This window comes from Cryobacterium sp. TMT4-10, assembly GCF_004403275.1.
Classification (GTDB): Bacteria; Actinomycetota; Actinomycetes; order Actinomycetales; family Microbacteriaceae; genus Cryobacterium; species Cryobacterium shii.
In genome coordinates this window covers 15438-35668 of sequence record NZ_SOGU01000088.1, presented here as the reverse complement: position 1 = coordinate 35668, position 20231 = coordinate 15438, and the positions used below count along the sequence as shown (strand labels likewise).

15 protein-coding genes are annotated in these 20231 nt (G+C 68.8%); 8 read left to right on the top strand and 7 right to left on the bottom strand.

Annotation, left to right across the window (positions count from 1 at the left end):
* Complete coding sequence (gene paaE / locus E3T42_RS12340) at positions 1-1182, top strand: 1,2-phenylacetyl-CoA epoxidase subunit PaaE (protein WP_134403085.1); 1182 nt, start codon at positions 1-3, stop codon at positions 1180-1182.
* An 80-nt stretch (positions 1183-1262) separates the two neighbouring features.
* Complete coding sequence (locus tag E3T42_RS12335; protein WP_134367860.1) at positions 1263-2036, top strand: enoyl-CoA hydratase/isomerase family protein; 774 nt, start codon at positions 1263-1265, stop codon at positions 2034-2036.
* A gap of 437 nt (positions 2037-2473) precedes the next feature.
* Here E3T42_RS12335 and E3T42_RS12330 read toward each other — a convergent pair whose 3' ends face one another.
* From E3T42_RS12330 to E3T42_RS12310, 5 genes are all read right to left on the bottom strand, one after another.
* Positions 2474-3181, bottom strand: a complete 708-nt coding sequence (locus tag E3T42_RS12330) for an ABC transporter ATP-binding protein (RefSeq protein WP_134367862.1) — start codon at positions 3179-3181, stop codon at positions 2474-2476.
* Positions 3178-5094: an ATP-binding cassette domain-containing protein gene (locus E3T42_RS12325; protein ID WP_134367864.1), complete on the bottom strand. Its 1917-nt coding sequence runs from the start codon at positions 5092-5094 to the stop codon at positions 3178-3180. The genes E3T42_RS12330 and E3T42_RS12325 overlap by 4 nt, the downstream gene beginning before the upstream one ends.
* Before the next feature lie 4 nt (positions 5095-5098).
* Positions 5099-5971, bottom strand: a complete 873-nt coding sequence (locus E3T42_RS12320; RefSeq protein WP_160141074.1) for a branched-chain amino acid ABC transporter permease — start codon at positions 5969-5971, stop codon at positions 5099-5101.
* 2 nt (positions 5972-5973) lie between these two features.
* Entirely contained in the window at positions 5974-7158 is a 1185-nt protein-coding gene (locus tag E3T42_RS12315; RefSeq protein ID WP_134367867.1) for an ABC transporter substrate-binding protein, read from the bottom strand.
* Positions 7159-7304: 146 nt separating this feature from the next.
* On the bottom strand, positions 7305-8270 hold the full coding sequence (locus E3T42_RS12310) for an EamA family transporter (RefSeq protein ID WP_134403084.1): 966 nt from the start codon (positions 8268-8270) through the stop codon (positions 7305-7307).
* Between the two features lie 61 nt (positions 8271-8331).
* On the opposite strand from E3T42_RS12310, the gene E3T42_RS12305 reads away from it, so the two are divergent.
* The 6 genes from E3T42_RS12305 (at position 8332) to E3T42_RS12280 (ending at position 16096) form a co-directional block, all read left to right on the top strand.
* Entirely contained in the window at positions 8332-8946 is a 615-nt protein-coding gene (locus E3T42_RS12305) for a copper resistance protein CopC (RefSeq protein ID WP_134403083.1), read from the top strand.
* An 80-nt stretch (positions 8947-9026) separates the two neighbouring features.
* Complete coding sequence (recQ, locus tag E3T42_RS12300) at positions 9027-11039, top strand: DNA helicase RecQ (RefSeq protein WP_134403082.1); 2013 nt, start codon at positions 9027-9029, stop codon at positions 11037-11039.
* A 75-nt stretch (positions 11040-11114) separates the two neighbouring features.
* Entirely contained in the window at positions 11115-11693 is a 579-nt protein-coding gene (locus tag E3T42_RS12295) for a trans-aconitate 2-methyltransferase (RefSeq protein ID WP_134367875.1), read from the top strand.
* A 322-nt stretch (positions 11694-12015) separates the two neighbouring features.
* Entirely contained in the window at positions 12016-14163 is a 2148-nt protein-coding gene (locus tag E3T42_RS12290) for an acyl-CoA dehydrogenase (RefSeq protein ID WP_134367910.1), read from the top strand.
* A gap of 82 nt (positions 14164-14245) precedes the next feature.
* The gene (gene pip / locus E3T42_RS12285) at positions 14246-15202 is read left to right on the top strand and encodes a prolyl aminopeptidase (RefSeq protein ID WP_134367877.1); all 957 of its coding nucleotides are present in this window, start codon (positions 14246-14248) and stop codon (positions 15200-15202) included.
* A 9-nt stretch (positions 15203-15211) separates the two neighbouring features.
* Positions 15212-16096, top strand: a complete 885-nt coding sequence (locus E3T42_RS12280; RefSeq protein ID WP_134403081.1) for a neutral zinc metallopeptidase — start codon at positions 15212-15214, stop codon at positions 16094-16096.
* Positions 16097-16160: 64 nt separating this feature from the next.
* On the opposite strand, the gene E3T42_RS12275 is transcribed toward E3T42_RS12280, so the two are convergent.
* Both E3T42_RS12275 and E3T42_RS12270 read right to left on the bottom strand, forming a co-directional pair.
* On the bottom strand, positions 16161-19076 hold the full coding sequence (locus E3T42_RS12275; RefSeq protein WP_134403080.1) for a fibrinogen-like YCDxxxxGGGW domain-containing protein: 2916 nt from the start codon (positions 19074-19076) through the stop codon (positions 16161-16163).
* Positions 19077-19262: 186 nt separating this feature from the next.
* Complete coding sequence (locus tag E3T42_RS12270) at positions 19263-20222, bottom strand: CDP-alcohol phosphatidyltransferase family protein (protein ID WP_241976101.1); 960 nt, start codon at positions 20220-20222, stop codon at positions 19263-19265.
* Between the last annotated feature and the right edge of the window lie 9 nt (positions 20223-20231).

Below are 20231 nucleotides of genomic sequence, written 5' to 3'. Positions count from 1 at the left end.
ATGGCCGCACTCAATCTGGGCAGTACCGATTCCCGAACGACCGTCACCGTCCTCGACGAGGGCTCCGACGAGGGCGCCCCCGCCGCGGGCACGAAACGCCGCGCCCGGTTCCATACCCTGACCGTGGCCGACGTGCGCCAGCTCACCCAGGACAGCGTCGAGGTGACCTTCGCGGTCCCCGAGGAGCTGCAGGGGGAGTTCGACTACGACCCCGGGCAGCACCTGGCCCTCCGCGCCACCATCGACGGCCGCGAGCTGCGCCGCAGCTACTCGATCTGCCGCCCCCGCGCGGTGGGATCGGTCAGCGTCGCCATCAAGCGCGACCTCGGCGGCGTCTTCTCCAGCTGGGCGAACACCGAACTGCGCGCCGGGGACCAGATCGACGTGATGAGTCCGCAGGGCACCTTCACCACCGCCCTGGACTCCCTCGACGACAAGCACATCGTCGGCATCGCCGCCGGCAGCGGCATCACGCCGCTGATGTCGCTCGCGCACACGGTGCTCGAACGCTCCGACAGCTCGCGCTTCACCCTCGTCTACACGAACCGCACCGCACTCGACGTGATGTTCCTCGACGAACTCGCCGACCTCAAGGACAAGTACCCGGCCCGGCTGGCACTGCACCACGTGCTCTCCCGCCAGACCCGGTCCTCGTCGCTGCTTTCCGGCCGGATCGACGAGGAGAAGCTGCGCCTGATGCTGGCCAACATTATCCGTCCCGCCGCGGTCGACGAGTGGTTCCTCTGCGGCCCGTTCGAGCTGGTGCAGCTGTGCCGGGACACCCTGGAGAGCGTGGACGTCGAGCCGAGCCACATCCGGTTCGAGTTGTTCACGACCGGGGAGCCGACGCACGCCTCCGGCGACACCGGGCGGCCGGTCATCGTCGGGATCGGCGACAAGACCTTCGAGATCGAGTTCACCCTCGACGGCGAGAGCGCCACGGTGACCACGCCGGTCAACGCGCACGAGAGCATCCTGAACGCCGCCCTGCGCGTGCGCCCCGACGTCCCGTTCGCCTGTGCCGGGGGAGTGTGCGGCACCTGCCGCGCCAAGCTCGTCAGCGGTGACGTCACGATGACCGAGAACTACGCCCTGGAGCCCGACGAGATCGCCCGCGGCTACGTGCTCACCTGCCAGTCGCACCCCACGACCGACAAGGTCGTCGTCGACTACGACGTATAGCGCCCGTTGGAGCGCCAGCAGAAGCGCGCGTTGAAGCGCTAATAAATAGGTACGGCGCGCAAGCGCAGAAAGCGGTTCCCGTGATCGATCTGACCATCACGGACGACGTTGCCTACGTCGTCCTGAACGCCCCGGACAAGTTGAACGCCCTCGACCAGGCGGCCCTGGCCGACCTCGAGGCCGCCTACGAGACCGCGGAGGCGGCGGGTGTGCGCGCCCTCGTGCTGCGCGGCGAGGGGCGGGCGTTCTGCGCCGGCCGCGACATCTCGGGCGTCGACCCGCGCGACGACGACGTGATGGGTTTCCTGGGGGGACTCGTCACCCCGCTGTTGCAGCGGATGAGCGCGTTCCCGGCCCCCACCTTCGCCGCCGCGCACGGGGCGTGCCTCGGCGTGGGCCTCGGGCTGCTGATCGCCACGGATGTCGTCTACGTCGCCGACACCGCGAAGATCGGGTCCCCGTTCGCGAACCTCGGCGCCACCCTCGACTCGGGCGGGCACGCCCTGTTCGTGGAGCGGCTCGGCGCGCATCGCACGCTCGACCTGATCTACTCAGGCCGCCTCATGTCGGGAGCGGAGGCCGTGGCCTCCGGCCTGTTCAGCCAGGTCTTCCCGGCCGACCAGGTCACGGATGCCACGGAGCGGGCCGCCGAGCGGGCCGCGCATGGTGCGACGCAGGCGTTCCTCGCCAGCAAGGAACTGGTGCGCGCCCTCCGGGACGATCGCCTCGGTCTCTGGCAGAGTGTCGCGGCGGAGAACCGGGCCCAGGCGGCGCTCTGCGACACCGCGGACTATCGCGAGGGCTTTGCCGCCTTCCAGCAGAAGCGCAAGCCCGTCTTCACCGGCCGCGACTGACCCCGCTCACCCCGCTCACCCCGCTCACCCCGCTCACCCCGCTCACCCTAACCGCCAGACCCGATGTCGTGTGAACCAATTCGACGGAGATTTTGCGTTAAAAAGGGTTTCCGGAGGTGTTCGGGGCAATTTTTGGCAAAATCTCCGTCGAATTCGTTAGTTGCCCGTGCCCGGCGGGCCTAAATGCCGGCCGCGTTCAGAGGCCGCGACTGACCGGATCATCCCCGCGCGTCCCGGCCACGCGCGTCCTACGCCGCTGCGCTGGTGGCACGCCATGCGCGAAGCGGCGCAGCACCCGCGTAGCCCCCCCCGGCGCCTGACGACGGATGCCCCGGGCGAGAACAGAGGAGGGGTGCGCATCCGCAGATGCGCACCCCTCCTCCTTCGAGCTCGCGTGCGTTGCCGTAGTGGGCAGCCCGCGCTTCGCAACCGGCCCGCTACGCGGCCGCGCCGCCCAGGTACGCGTTGTGCACCTCGGGCAGTTCCACCAGTTCGGCCGGCGTCCCCGTGAGCGCCACCCGTCCTCGGTGCATGACGACCGCGCGATGCGCGATCTTGAACGAGGCGCGCACGTTCTGTTCCACGAGGAGCACCGCGAGCTGCTTCTCGACGCAGAGCCGGGAGAGCACCTCCATGATCTCGGCGACCACCTTCGGCGCCAGTCCGATCGACGGCTCGTCCAGCATGATCGCGGTCGGGTCGGCCATCAGGCCGCGCCCGATGGCCACCATCTGCTGCTCGCCGCCCGAGAGCGTACCGGCGGCCTGACCCATGCGGGTCCGCAGCCGGGGGAACAAATCGAGGATCGACTCGACGTCACCGTTGCCCTTCTTCGTCCAGGCGCCCAGCATCAGGTTGTCACGCACCGAGAGGGTGGGGAAGCAGAGCCGGTTCTCGGGCACGTGGGTCAGGCCGAAGCCCGCCATCTTCTCCGAGGGCTTGCCGGTGATCGTGCGGCCCTCGAGGGTCACGCTGCCCGCGGTGGGCCGGATCTGGCCGCTCACGGCCCGCAGCAGGGTCGTCTTGCCGGCCCCGTTCGAACCAACGACGGCCACGATTTCCCCGCGCGCCACCTCGAAGGAGACCTGGTGCAGCACCGCGAGCTTCCCATAGCCGGCGTCGAGGCCGGAAACGATTAGCGTCATGCGTGCTCCTCCAACTCGATCAGTTCCGCTTCGGCCTCATCGAGGTCCGTGCCCAGGTAGGCCACCACGACGGCCGGGTCGTTGCGAACCGACTCCGGGTCTCCGTGTGCGATGAGCACGCCGTCGTCGAGAACCGCGACGTGGTCAGCGAGGCTCATCACCTGCGCCACATCGTGCTCGACGAGCACGATCGTGAGCCCGGCGGCCCGCAACCGCCGCAGCAGCTCGGCCATCACGTCGCGTTCCGCGCCGGACAGGCCGGCCATCGGCTCGTCGAGCAGCAGCAGGGCCGGCTCGGCGGCCAGGGCCCGGCAGACCTCCATGATGCGCTGCTTGCCGAACGAGAGGTCCGAGGCCGAGTCGTCCGCGGCATCCGTCAGCCTCATCGACGCCAGGATCTCGTAGGACGCGGCGCGGTGGGCGCTCTGCTCGCTCGATTGCAGTCCCAGCATGCCGCGGAGCACGCCGGCGCTGCCCTTGCGATACCGGCCCATGTACACATTGCCGACGACATCCGTCGACGTGAACACCTGCAGGTTCTGGAACGTGCGGGTCAGCCCGTGCGCGGCGGCCACGTGCGGTTTGCGGCCGGAGATGACCTGACCGAGGAACGTGACCGTGCCGGAAGTCGGGGTCAGGGCACCGGAGATCATGTTGAAGCAGGTCGTCTTCCCGGCACCGTTGGGCCCGATCAGACCCAGGATGCTGCCGGCCGGCACAGAGAGGCTGACATCGTTGACAGCGACGACACCCCCGTAGCGCTTGGTGAGGCCGGAGATCACGAGGATCGGCTCGCCGGCCGCGACCGGAGTGCTGACCGCCGGGAGCTGCGGGATCGTCGTGTCGTCCTCAGCGGCGTGCGCATGCGCGTCGACGGGCGGGCGCTTCCCCCCGAACGGCAGCTTCTGCCACAGGGTGGTCGCGGCCTGGAAGAGGCCGCCGGGGAGCAGCAGGATCACCAGGATCAGCACGATGCCGTAGCCGAGCAGCTGCACCTCGCCGGTGGCGCCGGGGAAGATGGCCGGGATGATGTCGCGCATGCCCTCGCCGAGGAACTGAACGAGGAAGGCGCCGGCGACGGCGCCCCAGACCGATCCGAGGCCACCGATGACGACCATCAGCAGGATCGAGACCGACAGGTGGAATTCGGAGGTCGACGGGCTCACGATCGCGACCTGGTACGCGTAGAAGACGCCGCCGAGGCCGGCGAACCCGGCGGAGAGCACGAAGACCTTCAGCCGCAGGGCGTAGGTGTTGACGCCGAGGCTCTCGGCGGCGAGTTCGGAGTCGTTGACGGCCGAGAGGGCGCGACCGGCGCGGCTGCGGGTGAGGTTGAGGGCCAGGATCAGCCCGATCACCACGAACGGCGTCACGAACCAGAGGAAGAACCCGTTGTTGTCGATCGGGATCCCGAAGACCGTGGGCCGCGAGATGCCGTAGATGCCCGTGGTGCGTCCGGTGACGTCCCATTCGCGCACGCCGATCATCACGATGAAGCCCAGTCCCAGGGTCGCCAACGCGAGGTAGTGGCCGCGCAGGCGCATCAGCGGAAGGCCGACGAGCAGGGCGACCAGCATCGCGGCGAGGACGCCGATGGTGGCCGCGACCGGACCGGGCAGATCGAGCTTGGTCAGCAAGATCGCGTGCGTGTACGCACCGATCGCGAAGAACGCGGCCTGCCCGAGGCTGACCTGCCCGGCCAGGCCCATCAGCAGGTTGAGCCCGATGGCCGGCAGGGCGAAGATCATCGCGAACACGACGATGTTCATGACCGAGGAACTGGCCGTGAAGGGGACCACGATCATCAGAACGACGAGGACGCCGCAGCCGATGAGCATGCTCTTGTTGTTCATCCAGAAACGGGCTCCGGGGGAGCGCATCCCGGCGGGGACCGGTGTGGTTGCATGTGTCATTTCGCTACACCCTGACCGCTGTGGGCTTGAGAACGAGGCCCTGGGGACGGACGACGAGCACAAGGATGAGGATGAGGAAGGCGGCGCCGTCCCTCAGGCCGGATGCGACATAGCCGGCCACGTAGGCCTCGATCATGCCGAGCAGGAGTGCCCCGACGATCGCCGCACGGAAGGAGACGAATCCGCCGAGGACGGCGGCGACGAAGCCCTTGAGCCCGAGCAGCACGCCACCGGACCAGAGGGAGAGGTAGATCGGGGAGGCCACCACACCGGCGACCGCCCCGACGAATCCTGCAATCGCGAACGCCAGCACCGACGCGGCAACGGGGGAGATCCCCACGATGCGCGCCGCGACGGGCTGCTCCGCACACGCCCTCAACGCCTTGCCCCAGCGGGACTTCTCGTAGAAGAGCACGATTCCCCCGCCGACCACGACGAGGGCGCCGATCATCCAGAATTCCTGCGAACGGATGCTCACGCCACCGATCAGGATGTTGGTCCCCGGGAACAGGGGCACCCCCTTGGCCTCCGGACCCCAGGCCAGCAACATGATCGCCTGCAGCAGCGTGGAGACGCCGAGGGTCAGGATGATGGACGTGAGCGGAGTCAGCTTCTTCACCCTCGCGATGATCAGCCGTTCCATCGCGATGGCCACGAGGGTCACCGTGAGGATGGCGACCAGCACCCCGAGGAAGAGGGGCATGCCCGCCGCGACGAGCCAGGCGGAGCCCAGGCCGGCCAGCATCGCGAACTCGCCCTGGGCGATGTTGATGACGTGGCGCACGGTGTAGACGGCGATCAGCCCGACGGCGAGCAGGGCGTACACAGATCCCTGTGAAAGCCCTGCCACCGTCAGTTGCAGGAAATCAGTGAGCACAATCAGTCCTTGAGGAGGTTCCAGCGACCATCCTCGGCCTCAGCCAGGATGAGGGCGGAGGCGTCAAGGCCGGAGTGGTTCTTCGCGGTCATCTTGAAGACCCCCGAGATGCCGGTCCACTTGGCGGTCTCGAGCTCGGTGCGCAGGGCCTCGGGGTCGGTGCCGACCGCGTCGATCGCGTTCACGGCGATGTGCCAGGCGTCGAATGCGTGGCCGGCGAAACCGGAGGGCTGCTCGCTGTAGGCCTTGCTGTAGTCCGCCTTGAACTGGTCGATGACCGTGCTCTGGGGGTTGTCGGCAGCCAGCTGGTCGGCTACGAGCAGGCGGCCCATCGGGGCGATGACGCCGTTGGCGGCGTCACCGGCAGCGTCGAAGAACGCCTGGTTCGAGATGCCGTGCGAGTGGTAGACCGGCTTGTTCACGCCGAGCTGCACGTAGGCCTTCTGGGCCAGGCCGGCGGAGGGGTTGATGCCCCAGATGATGACGGCGTCCGCGTCCGAGCCGCGCACATTGGTCATCTGCGGGGTGAAGTCGGTGGCGCTCGGCTCGAAGGCCTCCGTCATGACGAGGGTGATGCCGCGCTCGGCGCCGAGCTTCGTGATGTAGTCCGCGACCCCTTCGCCGAATCCGGTGGCGTCGCGAACGAGGGCGAGCTTGGTGTAGCCCTTGGCCTTGGCGTCGTCGAGGATGCGCTCGATCACCACCACGTCGTTCTGCGCGGTCTTGAAGACCCACTGGGAGCCCTCGACGATGGCGATGTTGGCGGCGACGGAGATCATCGGGACCTTCGCGGCTTCGGCGATGGGGCGCATGGCCAGGCTGGGCCCGGTGCGTGAGGCGCCGATGATGAGGTCGACCTTGTCGCTCTCGATCAGCTTGCTGGTGGCCTTGGCCGCGCCGTCTTCGGTCGACTGGTTGTCGACGATCGTGAGCTCGACGTCGCGGCCGTCGATGCCGCCGTCGGCGTTGAGCTGCTTGGCCAGCATGGTGAGGGTGTTCTGCTCGGGGACGCCGAGGCTGGCGCCGACGCCGGTGACGTCGAGAACGGCGCCGATCTTGATCGGCTCTGCCTCCGCGGCGGGGTCGGCGTCAGCCGTTCCCCCGAGGTTCGAGGTGCTGCATCCGGCCAGCGCAAGGGCTGTGACGACGGCAATCGGCGCGATGAAACGCAGACGAGACTTCTTCATTGGAATCTCCTTCAGAGGAACAGATAATTAGTGACCGACCAGTCGTTCACTAATTCAGGTGTGGCCTGACAGTATCGTGGCGCCATCGTTCGGGGCAAGGGTCTCGGACGTACTCGTTGGTAACGAGTGGGTGACGTTCCGCGCCGTCAGGCCAGGGCGAGCATGCCGGCCGCCGCCAGTGCCAGCGCCAGGCCCAGCCACTGAACCGGGGCGATCCGTTCCCGGAGCACCACGGCGGCGAGCAGGATCGTGCCGGCCGGATACATGGCCGTCAATACGCTCATCACGCTCAGATCACCGGCACGGATGCCCAGCAGCAGCAGGAAATTGGCGACCACATCGACCACGCCGCAGGCGGCCGCGAGGCGCAGGCCTATGAACAGGGTCGACCGGCGGTGGGACGTGGCGTCGGCATTCGTCTGGGTGTCGGCACTGGCATTCGCGATCGCGTCGCCTCCCGCCTCGCCGGTCGTCGCCGGCAGGGTCCCGGCGACCGTGAGCGCGCGGCGCCGGCGCAGCGCGACCAGGGCAAGCAGCCCGACGACGGCGAACATGATCGACCCGTTCACCGCGCGGTTCAGCACCAGTGGAACGAGTCCGCTGTCCTCGGGAGTCAGGTCGATCATGATCATGAAGGCGCCGATCATGGCTCCCGAACCCAGTGCCATCAGCACGCCGATCAGGCTCGGCCGCACTGCGCCGCGCTCCGGCACGAAGCCAACGAGCACAACCGCGAGCAGGGCGAGACCCAGCGCCCAGTAGCCGATCGGAGCCAGCCGGTCGCCGCCCGCGAGCCCCACGGTCGCCGGCACCACCGCCGACACCACGGCGGTGAGGGGGGAGAGGATGCTCATCGGCCCGATCGCGAGGCAGGCGTAGAGCAGGGAGATGGCGATGGCGCCGCTGACTCCGGACGCCGCGCCCCAGAGCACGGCCTCGGCCGACCAGGCTCCGCCCACGAACGGCAGGAAGAGCAGCAGGGCGACCAGCCCCGAGGTCGCCGCGACCGCCGTCGCCAGCACCGAACTGATGCGCTTGGCGGCCAGGCCGCCCAGGAAGTCGGCGCTGCCGAAAATGAGCGCGCCGGTCAGGCCCAGAACAGCGGTAAGCATAGAACCAGAGCCTACCGATCGGAGGCCCATGCCGCCGCCCGCGGCGGCTTAGGCTCGAGTAATGCGAAGAAACAAGGTTCAGCGCCGATCTGTCCGAGTGCTCCTGGGTGCCGGCCTGGTCGCGGCGGCGCTGGGCTGGTCGGCCTCCCCGGCGCTCGCGCACAACGATGCGGTCGAGTACTCGCCGGTGGAGGGCGCGGTCGTCACCGAGCAGCCCGGGATGTTCCGGGTGACGACGAACGACGAGTTGGTCGACCTGGGCGAGGGTTCCGGTCGCGCCATGGCGATCAGCGGTCCGGCGGACGCGACCACGCCGCTGTACTACGGCGACGGCTGCGTCACGCTGGCCGGTCCCAGCATCGAGACCACGGCCCAGCTCGGGCAGCCGGGCGAATACACCGTCACCTGGCAGGCGGTGTCGGCCGACGGGCATCCGGTGTCCGAGGAGTATTCGTTCACCTGGCAGCCGGCCGAGGGGCAGGCCCTGGCGGCCGGGTCTGCGGCGGTGCCGACCTGCGGCCAGGCCGCCGGGTCGACGGATGCCACAGCCGCTCCGGCCGAGCCCGGGGGCACCGTTCCCGACGCCGCCTGGATCTCCGCCGCTGCCGCCGCAGTGGTCCTCGCCGGGGCCGTCGCCCTCTTCGCGATCCGCCGCCGCACCCGGCGCACACCATGATCGCCCGCGCAGCCCGAATAGCACGTCACTCCTGTCGGCTCCTGGGCGGCCGTGTCGGAGGTCGCAGGTAGAGTTACCGGGTGAGTTGGAACGCCGAAATACCGTGGGATCCTGACGAGTTCGAACCACCCGACGAGTTCGACGCACCCCCGCCACCCGACGGCTATTCCGGCGGCGCGACCGCGTGGGAGTCCGCCCCGGCAGGCCTGGGCGGCGCCGGCCCGGCCCCCCAGCGTCCGGCGGTCGCCCCGCCGCGCCGCGCCTCCGCGAAATTCGGGACCGCCGCCGAGGCGCTGCACACCGTCTTCGGCTACGACTCCTTCCGCGGCGAGCAGGCCGCGATCATCGACCAGTTGATCGGCGGCGGTGACGCGGTCGTGCTGATGCCCACCGGCGGCGGCAAGAGCCTCTGCTACCAGATCCCCTCCCTGGTGCGCGAGGGAACCGGCATCGTCATCTCGCCGTTGATCGCGCTGATGCAGGACCAGGTCGACGCGCTGACCGCGGTCGGCGTGCGCGCCGCATTCCTCAATTCCAGCCAGGATGCCGCCGCCCGCGGCCAGGTCGAACGCGATTACCTCGCCGGCAACCTCGACCTGCTCTACGTCGCCCCCGAGCGGCTCTCCTCCGAAGCCACGAAACGCTTCCTCGACCGCGGCACCATCGCCTTGTTCGCCATCGACGAGGCACACTGTGTCTCCCAGTGGGGGCACGACTTCCGTCCCGACTACCTGGCCCTGTCCGAGCTCGCCGACCGCTGGCCCGACGTACCCCGCATCGCCCTCACCGCCACGGCCACCGACGCCACCCACAAAGAGATCACCACCCGCCTGCAGCTGGGTGAGGCCCGCCACTTCGTCGCCAGCTTCGACCGGCCGAACATCCAGTACCGCATCGTCGGCAAGGCCGAGCCGCGCAAGCAGCTGCTCGCCTTCATCAAGGCCGAGCACCCCACGGATGCCGGCATCGTCTACGCCCTCAGCCGCAAGACCGTCGAGGCGACCGCCGACTTCCTGCGGCAGAACGGTCTCAACGCCCTGCCGTACCACGCGGGCCTGGACCAGGGTCTGCGCGCCCGCACCCAGTCCCGGTTCCTCCGCGAAGACGGCGTGATCATCGTCGCCACCATCGCGTTCGGGATGGGAATCGACAAGCCGGATGTGCGCTTCGTCGCCCACATCGACCTGCCCAAGTCGGTCGAGGGTTACTACCAGGAGACCGGCCGCGCCGGCCGCGACGGCCTGCCCTCCACCGGTTGGCTCGCCTACGGCCTGCAGGACGTCGTGCAGCAGCGCCGCATGATCGACGAGTCGCCCGGAGACCTCGGGCACCGCCGCAAACTCTCCGCGCACCTCGACGCGATGCTCGCGCTCTGCGAGACCGTGAGCTGCCGCCGGGTGAACCTGTTGCGCTACTTCGGCCAGTCCAGCGAACCCTGCGGCAACTGCGACACCTGCCTCGAGCCCCCCGTCGGCTGGGACGGCACCGTCCCCGCCCAGAAACTGCTCTCCACCGTGGTGCGCCTGCTCCGGGAGCGCAACCAGCGCTTCGGCGCCGGCCAGCTGATCGACATCCTGCGCGGCAAGGTCACCCCGCGCACCACCCAGCACAGCCACGACCAGCTGGCCACCTGGGGGATCGGCGCCGACCTCAGCGACCAGCAGTGGCGCGGCGTCGTGCGGCAGTTGCTGGCCCAGGGCTTCCTGGCCACCTCCGGCGAATACGGCACCCTGGTGCTCACGGATGCCGCGGCCGAGGTTCTCGCGGGCCGCCGCACCGTGGAGCTCCGTACCGAGCCCGAACGCGCCGCCCGCCCGGCCGCCGGCGTGCGCAAGGGTGCGGCGAAGGCGGCCGCGGCCGATCTCAGCCCGGAACAGGGCACGCTGTTCGAGGCGCTGCGGGTCTGGCGCTCCGCCCAGTCCAAGGAGCAGGGCGTGCCCGCGTACATCGTCTTCGGCGACGCCACCCTGCTCGCAATCGCCGCGACCCGGCCGGTCTCCCTGGCCGACCTGGACGGCATCTCCGGCGTGGGCGCCAAGAAGCTGGAAGCATACGGTTCCGCCATCCTCGAGGTCGTCGCGGCCGGCGCCTGACCCGCGTCGCCGCTGCACCGATCCCGGTCCTGCCGTGAACCGGCGAAATGGCGCCGGACCGAGTAGAACTGAGTCATGGACTGGACCGAGTACTTCGACACGCAGACCGGCCGGCCGCCGCGGTCGGTGCTGCTGCGCACCCTGGGCCTGCGCGGCGACTCGGGGCCGGGCACCGCGGTCGACCTGGGCTGCGGTGAGGGCACCGAGACCCGGCACCTGCTCGCCGCCGGCTGGCGCGTGCACGCGTTCGACGCCGACCCGGGCGCCGAGGCGCGGGTGCGGGGTGCCCTGGACCGCCCCCGGGCCGAGCGCCTGACCTTCCATTCGGCGCGGTTCGAGGACTTCCCCGCGCTTCCCGCCGCCGATCTCGTCTATGCGGGTTTCTCCCTGCCCTTCTGCGACCCGAAAGCGTTCCCCGGGCTCTGGACGGGCATCCGCGGAGCCCTGAACCCGGGCGCCTGGTTCGCCGGCGAGTTCTTCGGCCCCCACGACGCCTGGGCCGGTCGCGCCGACATGAACTTCCACGACCGGGAAGGGGTCGATGCCCTGCTGGCCGGCCTGGACCTCGTCGACGTGATCGAAGACGACCGCCCCGGCCAGTCCGCGTTCGGTCCCCGGCACTGGCACGTCTTCCACGTCATCGCCCGCGCCTGACCCTGCCCCCACGCCCAGCCCGGCTCTAACCAATTCGACGGAGATTTTGAGTTAAAACCACGTTTTCGGCCATTTCTGGGTTCGTTTCGGCAAAATCTCCGTCGAATTGGTTCGGGCGGGAGGGCGCCGGAGGGGAGCCCTAACCCGCCCCGTTTGTGGGTATGGGTGAAGCCAGGCCGGTAAGCATTGTGGGGAAGCTACAAGACGGATGCCGCGCCGAGCATGCTTTGTTGTAGCCCCGTCACGCACTATTTCCCCCGCTTGCACGAGCGACCTAACGTATAAGAAAATTTCGAGTTCGCGCGAAGACGAAGGACCAATGATGGTTGACACTGCCCAGCGCTCCAGCAACAAGACCCCCGCCCGCCCCACGGGAACCCCTGCCGTGACCCCCGGCGTCGACACCGGCCCGGTGCTGATCGCCGGCCAGTCCGGCGCTCCCACGATTGACCTGGAGTCGCTGAACCGGCGGCTCCTCGGCACCTGGGCGGACGTGCGCCTGAAGGCCCGCGAGCTCACCGCCCGCCCCGACCTGCAGCGGATCGAAGGCCAATCCATGGCCGAGCACCGTGCGCGCGTGCTGGGTCAGCTCAAAATCCTCGCCGAGAACGGACACGTGCACCGCGCGTTCCCGGCCCACCTCGGCGGCGCCGACGACCACGGCGGCAACATCGCCGGGTTCGAGGAGCTGGTCACGGCCGACCCGAGCCTGCAGATCAAGGCGGGCGTGCAGTGGGGACTGTTCGGGGCTGCGGTGCTGCACCTCGGCACCGGGAAGCACCACGACGCCTACCTGCCGGGCATCATGACGCTGGAGGTGCCCGGCGTGTTCGCGATGACCGAGACCGGCCACGGCTCCGACGTCGCCGCCATCGGCACGACGGCCACCTACGACCCGGCCACGCAGGAGTTCGTCATCGACACCCCGTTCCGCGCGGCGTGGAAGGACTACCTCGGCAACGCCGCCAAGGACGGCATCGCCGCTGTGCTCTTCGCCCAGCTGATCACCGACGGCGTCAACCACGGCGTGCACGCCTTCTGGGTCCCGATCCGCGACGAATCCGGGACGTTCCTGCCCGGCATCGGCGGCGAGGACGACGGTCTCAAGGGCGGCCTGAACGGCATCGACAACGGCCGGCTCCACTTCGACGGGGTGCGCATCCCGCGCGAGAACCTGCTCAACCGCTATGGCGACGTCGCGGAGGACGGCACCTACAGCAGCCCGATCGCCAGCCCCGGCCGCCGCTTCTTCACCATGCTCGGCACCCTCGTGCAGGGCCGCGTCTCGCTCGACGGAGCCGCCACCCAGGCGTCGGCGATGGCCCTGACGATCGCCATCACCTACGGCAGCCAGCGGCGCCAGTTCACGGCCGGCAGCGACACCGACGAAGAGGTCATCCTCGACTACCAGCGCCACCAGCGCCGGCTGCTGCCGCGCCTGGCCACCACCTACGCGCACACCTTCGCCCACGACGAGTTCCTGGTCAAATTCGACCAGGTCTTCAGCGGCACGGCGAGCACGGATGCCGACATCCAGGACCTGGAAACCCTCGCCGCCGCGCTGAAGCCCCTGTCGACCTGGCACGCGCTGGACACCCTGCAGGAGGCCCGCGAGGCCTGCGGCGGGGCCGGCTTCCTGGCCGAGAACCGGCTGGTCGGGCTGCGGGCCGACCTGGACGTGTACGCCACCTTCGAGGGTGACAACAACGTCCTGCTCCAGCTCGTCGCCAAGCGCCTGCTCACCGACTACAGCCGCAGGTTCGCCTCGGCCGGCCCCGGCGTCCTCGCCCGCTACGTCGTGCAGCAGGCTGCGGGCCGCGCCTATCACGGCTCCGGTCTCCGCAGCCTCGCCCAGGTGCTCACCGACTTCGGGTCGACGGCCCGCTCCGTCGGCCACCTCCGGGATGCCGAGGTGCAGCGCGAGCTGCTCACCGACCGGGTCGAGACCATGATCGCGGAGATCGCGGGCAAGCTCCGCCCGGCCGGCAGGCTGCCCGCGAAAGAAGCCGCGGCCCTGTTCAACGCCAACCAGGACCAGCTGATCGAGGCGGCCCGCTCCCACGGGGAGCTGCTGCAGTGGGAGGCCTTCACCCGGGCGGTGGAGACCACTGAGGATGCCGGCACGAAGCAGGTCCTGACCTGGCTGCGCGACCTCTTCGGTCTCGGGCTGCTCGAGAAGCACCTGGCCTGGTACCTGATCAACGGGCGCCTTTCGGCGCGGCGCGCACAGTCGGTGACGTCCTACATCGACCGCATCATCGTGCGACTGCGCCCGCACGCCGTCGACCTGGTCGACGCGTTCGGCTACAGCCCGGAGCACCTCCGGTCCGCGATCGCGAGCGGCGCGGAGCAGGAGCGCCAGGACGAGGCCCGCGACTACTACCGCGGCCAGCGTGCCTCCGGGCAGGCCCCCGTCCCCGAGAAGTCGCACAAGCCCCAGAAGCCCGCCCAGTCCCCGAAGGCCGGCTAGCAGTCCCCGTTCCGGTCGAGAGTGCCCGTTCCGCGGGTCACTCTCGACCGGAACGGGAACCCTCGCCCCGTAGGCTCGGGGGATGCGTACCTTTTATCCCGAGATCGAACCCTACGAAACCGGACTCCTCGAGGTCGGTGACGGGCAGACCATCTACTGGGAGGCATCCGGCAACCCCGACGGAAAGCCGGCCGTGTACCTGCACGGGGGACCGGGCGGCGGGTCGAGCCCCAAGCAGCGCCGCGTCTTCGACCCCGAGAAGTACCGCATCATCCTCTTCGACCAGCGCGGCTGCGGCCAGAGCACGCCGCACGCGAGCGCAGCGGATGCCGACCTCAGCACGAACACGACCTGGCACCTCGTCGCCGACCTCGAGAAACTGCGCGAGCACCTCGGCATCGAGCGCTGGCTCGTCTGCGGCGGCTCCTGGGGCAGCACCCTCAGCCTCGCCTACGCGGAGACGCATCCCGAACGCGTCACCGAACTCGTCCTCCGCGGCATCTTCACGCTCCGTCCGGTGGAGCTCGACTGGTTCTACGAGGGCGGCGCCGCGGCGATCTACCCCGACCTGTGGGAAAGCTTCATCGCCCCGGTCCCGGTGGAGGAGCGCGGCCACCTGATCCAGGCCTACCGGCGCCTGCTGCACGACCCGGACCAGTTCGTGCGCGAACGGGCCGGGATCGCCTGGTCCACCTGGGAATCGTCGACGATCACCCTGCTGCAGCAGCCCGACACGATCGCGCACTTCACCGAACCGGCCTTCGCCGTGGCCTTCGCCCGGATCGAGAACCACTACTTCACCAACTCCGGCTGGTTCGAACCGAACCAGCTCATCCGCGACGCCGACCGTCTGAGGGACATCCCCGGCGTGATCGTGCAGGGCCGCTACGACATGTGCACCCCCGCGTTCACCGCCTGGGACCTGCACCAGAACTGGCCCGAAGCCGACTTCCGGCTGATCCCGGATGCCGGTCACTCCTTCGACGAACCCGGAAACCTGGACGCCATCATCGAGGCAACCGACCGGTTCGCAGGGTAACTTCTTCCCATGACTTTCAACGACAACGCGAACATCGGCGGCGGCCGGGTCAGCAAGCGAGGCCGGAAGACAGGCGTCGCCGTGGGCGGCGGCGGGCTGGGCGTGCTCGCCCTGTTCCTGCTCTCCCAGTTCCTCGGCGTCGACCTGACCGGGCTCGCCGGGGGCGGCCAGTCGGCCGCCGAGCCCGGCAGCGTCTCGAACCTCGCCGAGTGCACGACCGGCGCGCAGGCCAACGCCGACGTGGGATGCCGGATGAAGGGTGCCGCGGCATCCCTCGACACCTACTGGACGGAGGAACTGCCCCTGCTCGGCGTCGCCTACCAGCAGCCGCAGCCGGTCGGGCTGTTCACCGACAGCACGGACAGCGGCTGTGGCGCCGCATCGAGCGCCACCGGCCCGTTCTACTGCCCGCCCGACGCGACCATTTACATCGATACCGCGTTCTTCGACGATCTCCGCACCCGGTTCGGCTCGTCGGGCGGCCCGCTGGCCGAAATGTATGTCGTGGCGCACGAATGGGGCCACCACATCCAGAACCTGGAGGGAACCCTCCAGAAGTCCCAGGACGGGCAGACCGGGGCCGCTTCCAACGCGGTGCGGGTGGAATTGCAGGCCGACTGTTATGCCGGCGCGTGGGCCGGAGCGGCCTCCGAGACCCGGGACGCCGGCGGGGTGCCCTTCCTGAAACCGATCACGGAGGCGCAGATCCAGGATGCGCTCAGCGCGGCATCCGCCGTCGGAGACGACCGCATCCAGGCGGCCACTTCGGGGCAGGTGAACCCGGAGGCTTGGACCCACGGCTCCAGCGCCCAGCGCCAGCGGTGGTTCCAGACCGGCTTCGGCGGCGGCGCCGCCAGCTGCGACACGTTCGCCCCGGCCGACGCGGAGCTGTGACTGCCGCTTCGCCGGCCGGCGCGGGCCGGCCGGCGAAGCGGCAGTCGTTTCAGCTGCACTGGGCTCACTGACCCACTGCCGACAGCTCGAAGCTGTGGCTGGGGGTCGACTTGTAGTTGGAATGCACCTCCACCGCGATGACGTTGGCGCCGGTTCTGAGTGCCGACCCGGGAACGCTGACTGTCACCGAGTTGGCGACCGCGGTGGATGCGGATACCGCCACGGTGGCGTAGGTCGTGGACGTCACGGCGCCGGCGTTGATGTTCTTGCGCAGAACTTCCACTCCGTTGACGTAGGCGACGATGCCGTCGTCAGCGCGCGTGGTGAGCGTCATCGTTGCCACCTTCGTCGCATCGGCCACATCGAATGACTTGCGGTAGTACGACGTGAGCGGCTTGGGATCGGGGGACGTGAGAGTCGTGCCCAGGAGTGCCTGGCCCCAACCGAGCGGCGCCGCACCGGTCGACCACGTGGAGGAGTCGTATTCCGGCGCTTGCCACCCGGCCGGAGGCGCCGTTGCGCCGAACGAGTAGGCCCAGGTCGCACCGGTGTTGACGAATGTCGTCGTCACCGGCTGAGGCTCCGGAGCGGGCGCTGCGGCGACCACGGTGGCCGGTGTGCTGGCGGACCAGTTACCGGCGCTGTCGGCGGCCCGCACGAAGTACTTCGTTCCGACGGCCGCTGCGGGCAGTGTCACGGTGAGCGAGCCTGTCGTCGCAACCACTCGGTCGTCACGGAGCACCTGGTACGACAGCCCGGCGCGGTTGTCGGTGGAACCGCTCCACTTCAGCACATCATTCGCACCCGAGGGCGTTACCGAGAGCCCGGACGGGGCACTGGGAGCCTGCGTGTCATTCTGCGCGAAGCGGACGAAACCGCCTGACCACTGCTTGGCGAAGTTGGACTTCACCGACGCCTCGTAGTCACCGCCGAACCAGGTGACGCCCGTCGAATCGTTGAACAGCGCCCACGCGCCGGCACCGTTTCGCTGGCTGACCATCGGGCTGAACGTCGAGATGGGCTTGCCGGTGACGTTGTCCCACGCACCCGCGCTGCTGATCTTCGTGGCCCGGGTCCAGCCCGTGCCCACCGACGGCCACCGTCGGGCGCCGGCGTAATTCGTGTAGAAGCAGTGGCATCCGCCGTAGACCGTTGTCCCGTCACTGGAGATGGCCTGGAAGTCACCACCCGACTTGCCGACGTTGGTGCTCGTCTCGGTCATGCCCGTTCGGTCGTAGCTGTACAGCATGTGCTCTGACCCGCCGATCCAGACCTTGTCGCCGACTTCCTTGACCGCCTGCTGGTAGTTGGCGGTGCTGGAGAAGTCGATGGTCCAGGGGACGACCGACGCGTCTGCCGCGTTCAGCGCGGCGCCCTTGACGGCCGCGGACGTCTTCGAGGCGGTGAAGTACCCCGCGAAATAGACCCGGTCTTTCTTCGGAGACGCATCGAGCGCCATCACCGTGCCGTTGAACTCGGGGTTCCAGGTGCGGTCGGGGGTTCCGTCCGTGACGGAAACCCGGCCCGCCGCTCGAATGTAGACCGGACTCGTGGCCGAGCCGCCGGTCATATGGGTGAATGTCCCACCGACGTACAGCAAGTTGTCCTGCACGTCCAGGGCACGAACAATCGGCACCCCGCCGCTGAGGTTGTTGATCAGCGTCGTGGTGAAGGTGGTGCTCGTGGCGCCCGTCGCGGGATCCAGGACGACCAGGCCGGCGCGAGCCGCTCCGTTGACCTGCGTGAAATAACCGCCGGCCGCGATCCGCCCGTCCGGCAGCACGGCCAGTGCTTTGACCTGCTTGTCGAACGTCGGACGGAATGACGAAATGAACTCGCCGGTCTTCACGTCGAACGCTGCGAGATAGGGCTGTGCAACCTGGCTGGCACCTGCCGACGTCTTCTGCACCGTGAGGAAGTTACCGCCGACGTATACGACGCCGTTGCCTTCAGCGAAGGCAGACACTTCGTTGCTGCCTTCCACCGAGTTGGGGCCGGCGCCCAGTCCACTGACTCCCCACACCGTCGGTTTGGCGAAGCTTTCGGCGGAGCCCGCCTTCTGGTACTTGGCCGTCCCTGCATCGGGGATGGCGCTGTAGATGGCGCTGCTCAGCAGCTGGGGGCGAAGATAGACCTGTGTGAAGGGTCGGGGGTTTCCGGCGGTGGCGCTCGGGGCCCAGAGATAGCTGGCGGCATCGCTCGACCCGCGGGCGGCCGTCCCGAACCCGAACCCGGGCTGCCAGCCCTGATTGGCTCCGGTCACGGTTTCAATTCGATTCAGGGCGGTGCCCGATCCGAAGGCGCTGGTTTGGCCGCCGGTGCCGGAGAGGGTGCCGATCCGCCAGGACGCGACTCGCTGTTCGTTGTTGAACATCCACGACCACTCATCGCGTGGCGAGGAAAACGTGAAGGTGCTCTCCTGCCACGTTGTTCCGGCGATGTCGGCGGCGCGCCGCAGACGGATGCCGTCCGGCAGAGATTTCACGGACTGTCCGTTCAGGAGCGCTCCGATCACCACACTGGAGAGCTGCTTCGGGGCGAACGCCGCCTGGCCGGTTATCGTGCTGCGAACCTCGGCGGCGGTCCCCTGGCCTTCATCGGACTCGGACCATCCGCTCCTGCCCCGTCCGACCAGTACCCAACCGCCACCGGTGGTGTCCTGATCACAGTAGAACTGTCCGGCGGACCCGAGTAGTGGTGTGTTCAACCAGTACACGCCGCTGGGCGCAGCGGGTGTGACCTGCTTGATCTCCCAGCAGGACGCTGCTGCCGTGGCTTCGGAGAGGCCGTCGGGTGATGCTGGCGCCGCACTGGCACCCACAGGTACCAACACCGAGGCGAGAATGACGCCGGCTGCCGCCAGGACCCCGAGGCGTCCGGTCGTCGAACGGCCGTTCCGCCGTGGGTTGCGCGCGATGTGATTGCTCATCGTCCCGGCTTTCGGGTCGCGGGGGCGGGGCAGGGTCGGGGTGATTTTCACGGTGATGATCTCCTGTAGTTCGGGTTACAGGCGGACGATGGTCACAGCAGCCGATCGTCCTCGCCGCGTCAACAAGCAAACGTGAGAGAAAATCAGCAATGTGCGCAGCATAGCCCGATTGCAATTTGGTAAAAGCCCCCCCGTTCGAGTGGCAAATGGGGGGCGGTGACGGCGATCCGGAGTGGTCTAGGCGTTGCGGGCTCTGTGCGACGTTCTGCCTCCGGCGGGGCCGGCACCGTTGGCGGTGCGCAGATTGATGTACTTACGACGCATAGAAATCACGGTGTGCAGAAGGTTCACGGCGAACATCGCGGTATACGCGATGACGAAAATTGGCGGGAGTCCCCACAGGAGAAACATCCAGCAGAAGGCTCCCGTGTCGGTCGGCAACAGCAGAAAAGACCGTGTTGGGCCCGCCTCGGGGGTTGGCGTCGAGTGCGGTTTGGATAATTGTTCGGCGAGGATCTGGCTCATGAATTCGACCACGCTCACCAGGCAATAGCCCAGCACCACTGCGAGAACCCAGGACGGCTGACCCTGGATCGAGAATCCGACCAGCACTGCGAGGTGAATCGCCGGAGTTCGCCACGCGTCCACCACATGGTCCAGCCACTCTCCGGCCGGGCTGCCCGTGTGCTGCAGGCGGGCAACCTGGCCATCCGCGGAATCAAGCAGATAACCCGTCGCGAGCAGGATCGCCACGAGGACGCCCACCCATGGTCGGGGATCGCCGGTAACCAGGAGCGCGATCGCCGCGAGCGAGAAGGTCGCGCTGAGTGCCGTGACGGCGTTCGGAGTCCAGTGCATGGCAAAGGCTGCCGCAGCCGCATAGCGGCCGAGGCGCCGGTTCACCCAGCGCGTGTAGGCAGGCACGCCGATGCCCGGTTTCTGGGCGGCGTTCAGTCCGGTGAGCGCTTCGCGATACCGGTGCGTCCGCTCCTGGTTGGGGCCGAACCAGACCGAGCCGTGCCTCCGCTTCGCTGCTGCGGCGGAAGCCGCCCCGCCGGCTCCGGGATAATCGACAGGGCTCGGGGTCACCGCCGCTGATTCGAAGCCAGGATTGGGTTTCACGAGACCCGTGAGCCCCGTGGCCACGGCCCGGCGGCTGGAAAGCAAGGGACGAATCGGCTTCCGGTTGGGCGACACGGGGACTCC

Bases quoted from the DNA above. Each gene is read 5' to 3' on its own strand.
- paaE (WP_134403085.1), top strand. From the start codon at position 1: ATGGCCGCACTCAATCTGGGCAGTACCGATTCCCGAACGACCGTCACC.
- E3T42_RS12305 (WP_134403083.1), top strand. From the start codon at position 8,332: ATGCGAAGAAACAAGGTTCAGCGCCGATCTGTCCGAGTGCTCCTGGGT.
- E3T42_RS12295 (WP_134367875.1), top strand. From the start codon at position 11,115: ATGGACTGGACCGAGTACTTCGACACGCAGACCGGCCGGCCGCCGCGG.
- E3T42_RS12325 (WP_134367864.1), bottom strand. From the start codon at position 5,094: ATGACACATGCAACCACACCGGTCCCCGCCGGGATGCGCTCCCCCGGA.
- pip (WP_134367877.1), top strand. From the start codon at position 14,246: ATGCGTACCTTTTATCCCGAGATCGAACCCTACGAAACCGGACTCCTC.
- E3T42_RS12315 (WP_134367867.1), bottom strand. From the start codon at position 7,158: ATGAAGAAGTCTCGTCTGCGTTTCATCGCGCCGATTGCCGTCGTCACA.
- E3T42_RS12310 (WP_134403084.1), bottom strand. From the start codon at position 8,270: ATGCTTACCGCTGTTCTGGGCCTGACCGGCGCGCTCATTTTCGGCAGC.
- E3T42_RS12330 (WP_134367862.1), bottom strand. From the start codon at position 3,181: ATGACGCTAATCGTTTCCGGCCTCGACGCCGGCTATGGGAAGCTCGCG.
- E3T42_RS12280 (WP_134403081.1), top strand. From the start codon at position 15,212: ATGACTTTCAACGACAACGCGAACATCGGCGGCGGCCGGGTCAGCAAG.
- E3T42_RS12290 (WP_134367910.1), top strand. From the start codon at position 12,016: ATGGTTGACACTGCCCAGCGCTCCAGCAACAAGACCCCCGCCCGCCCC.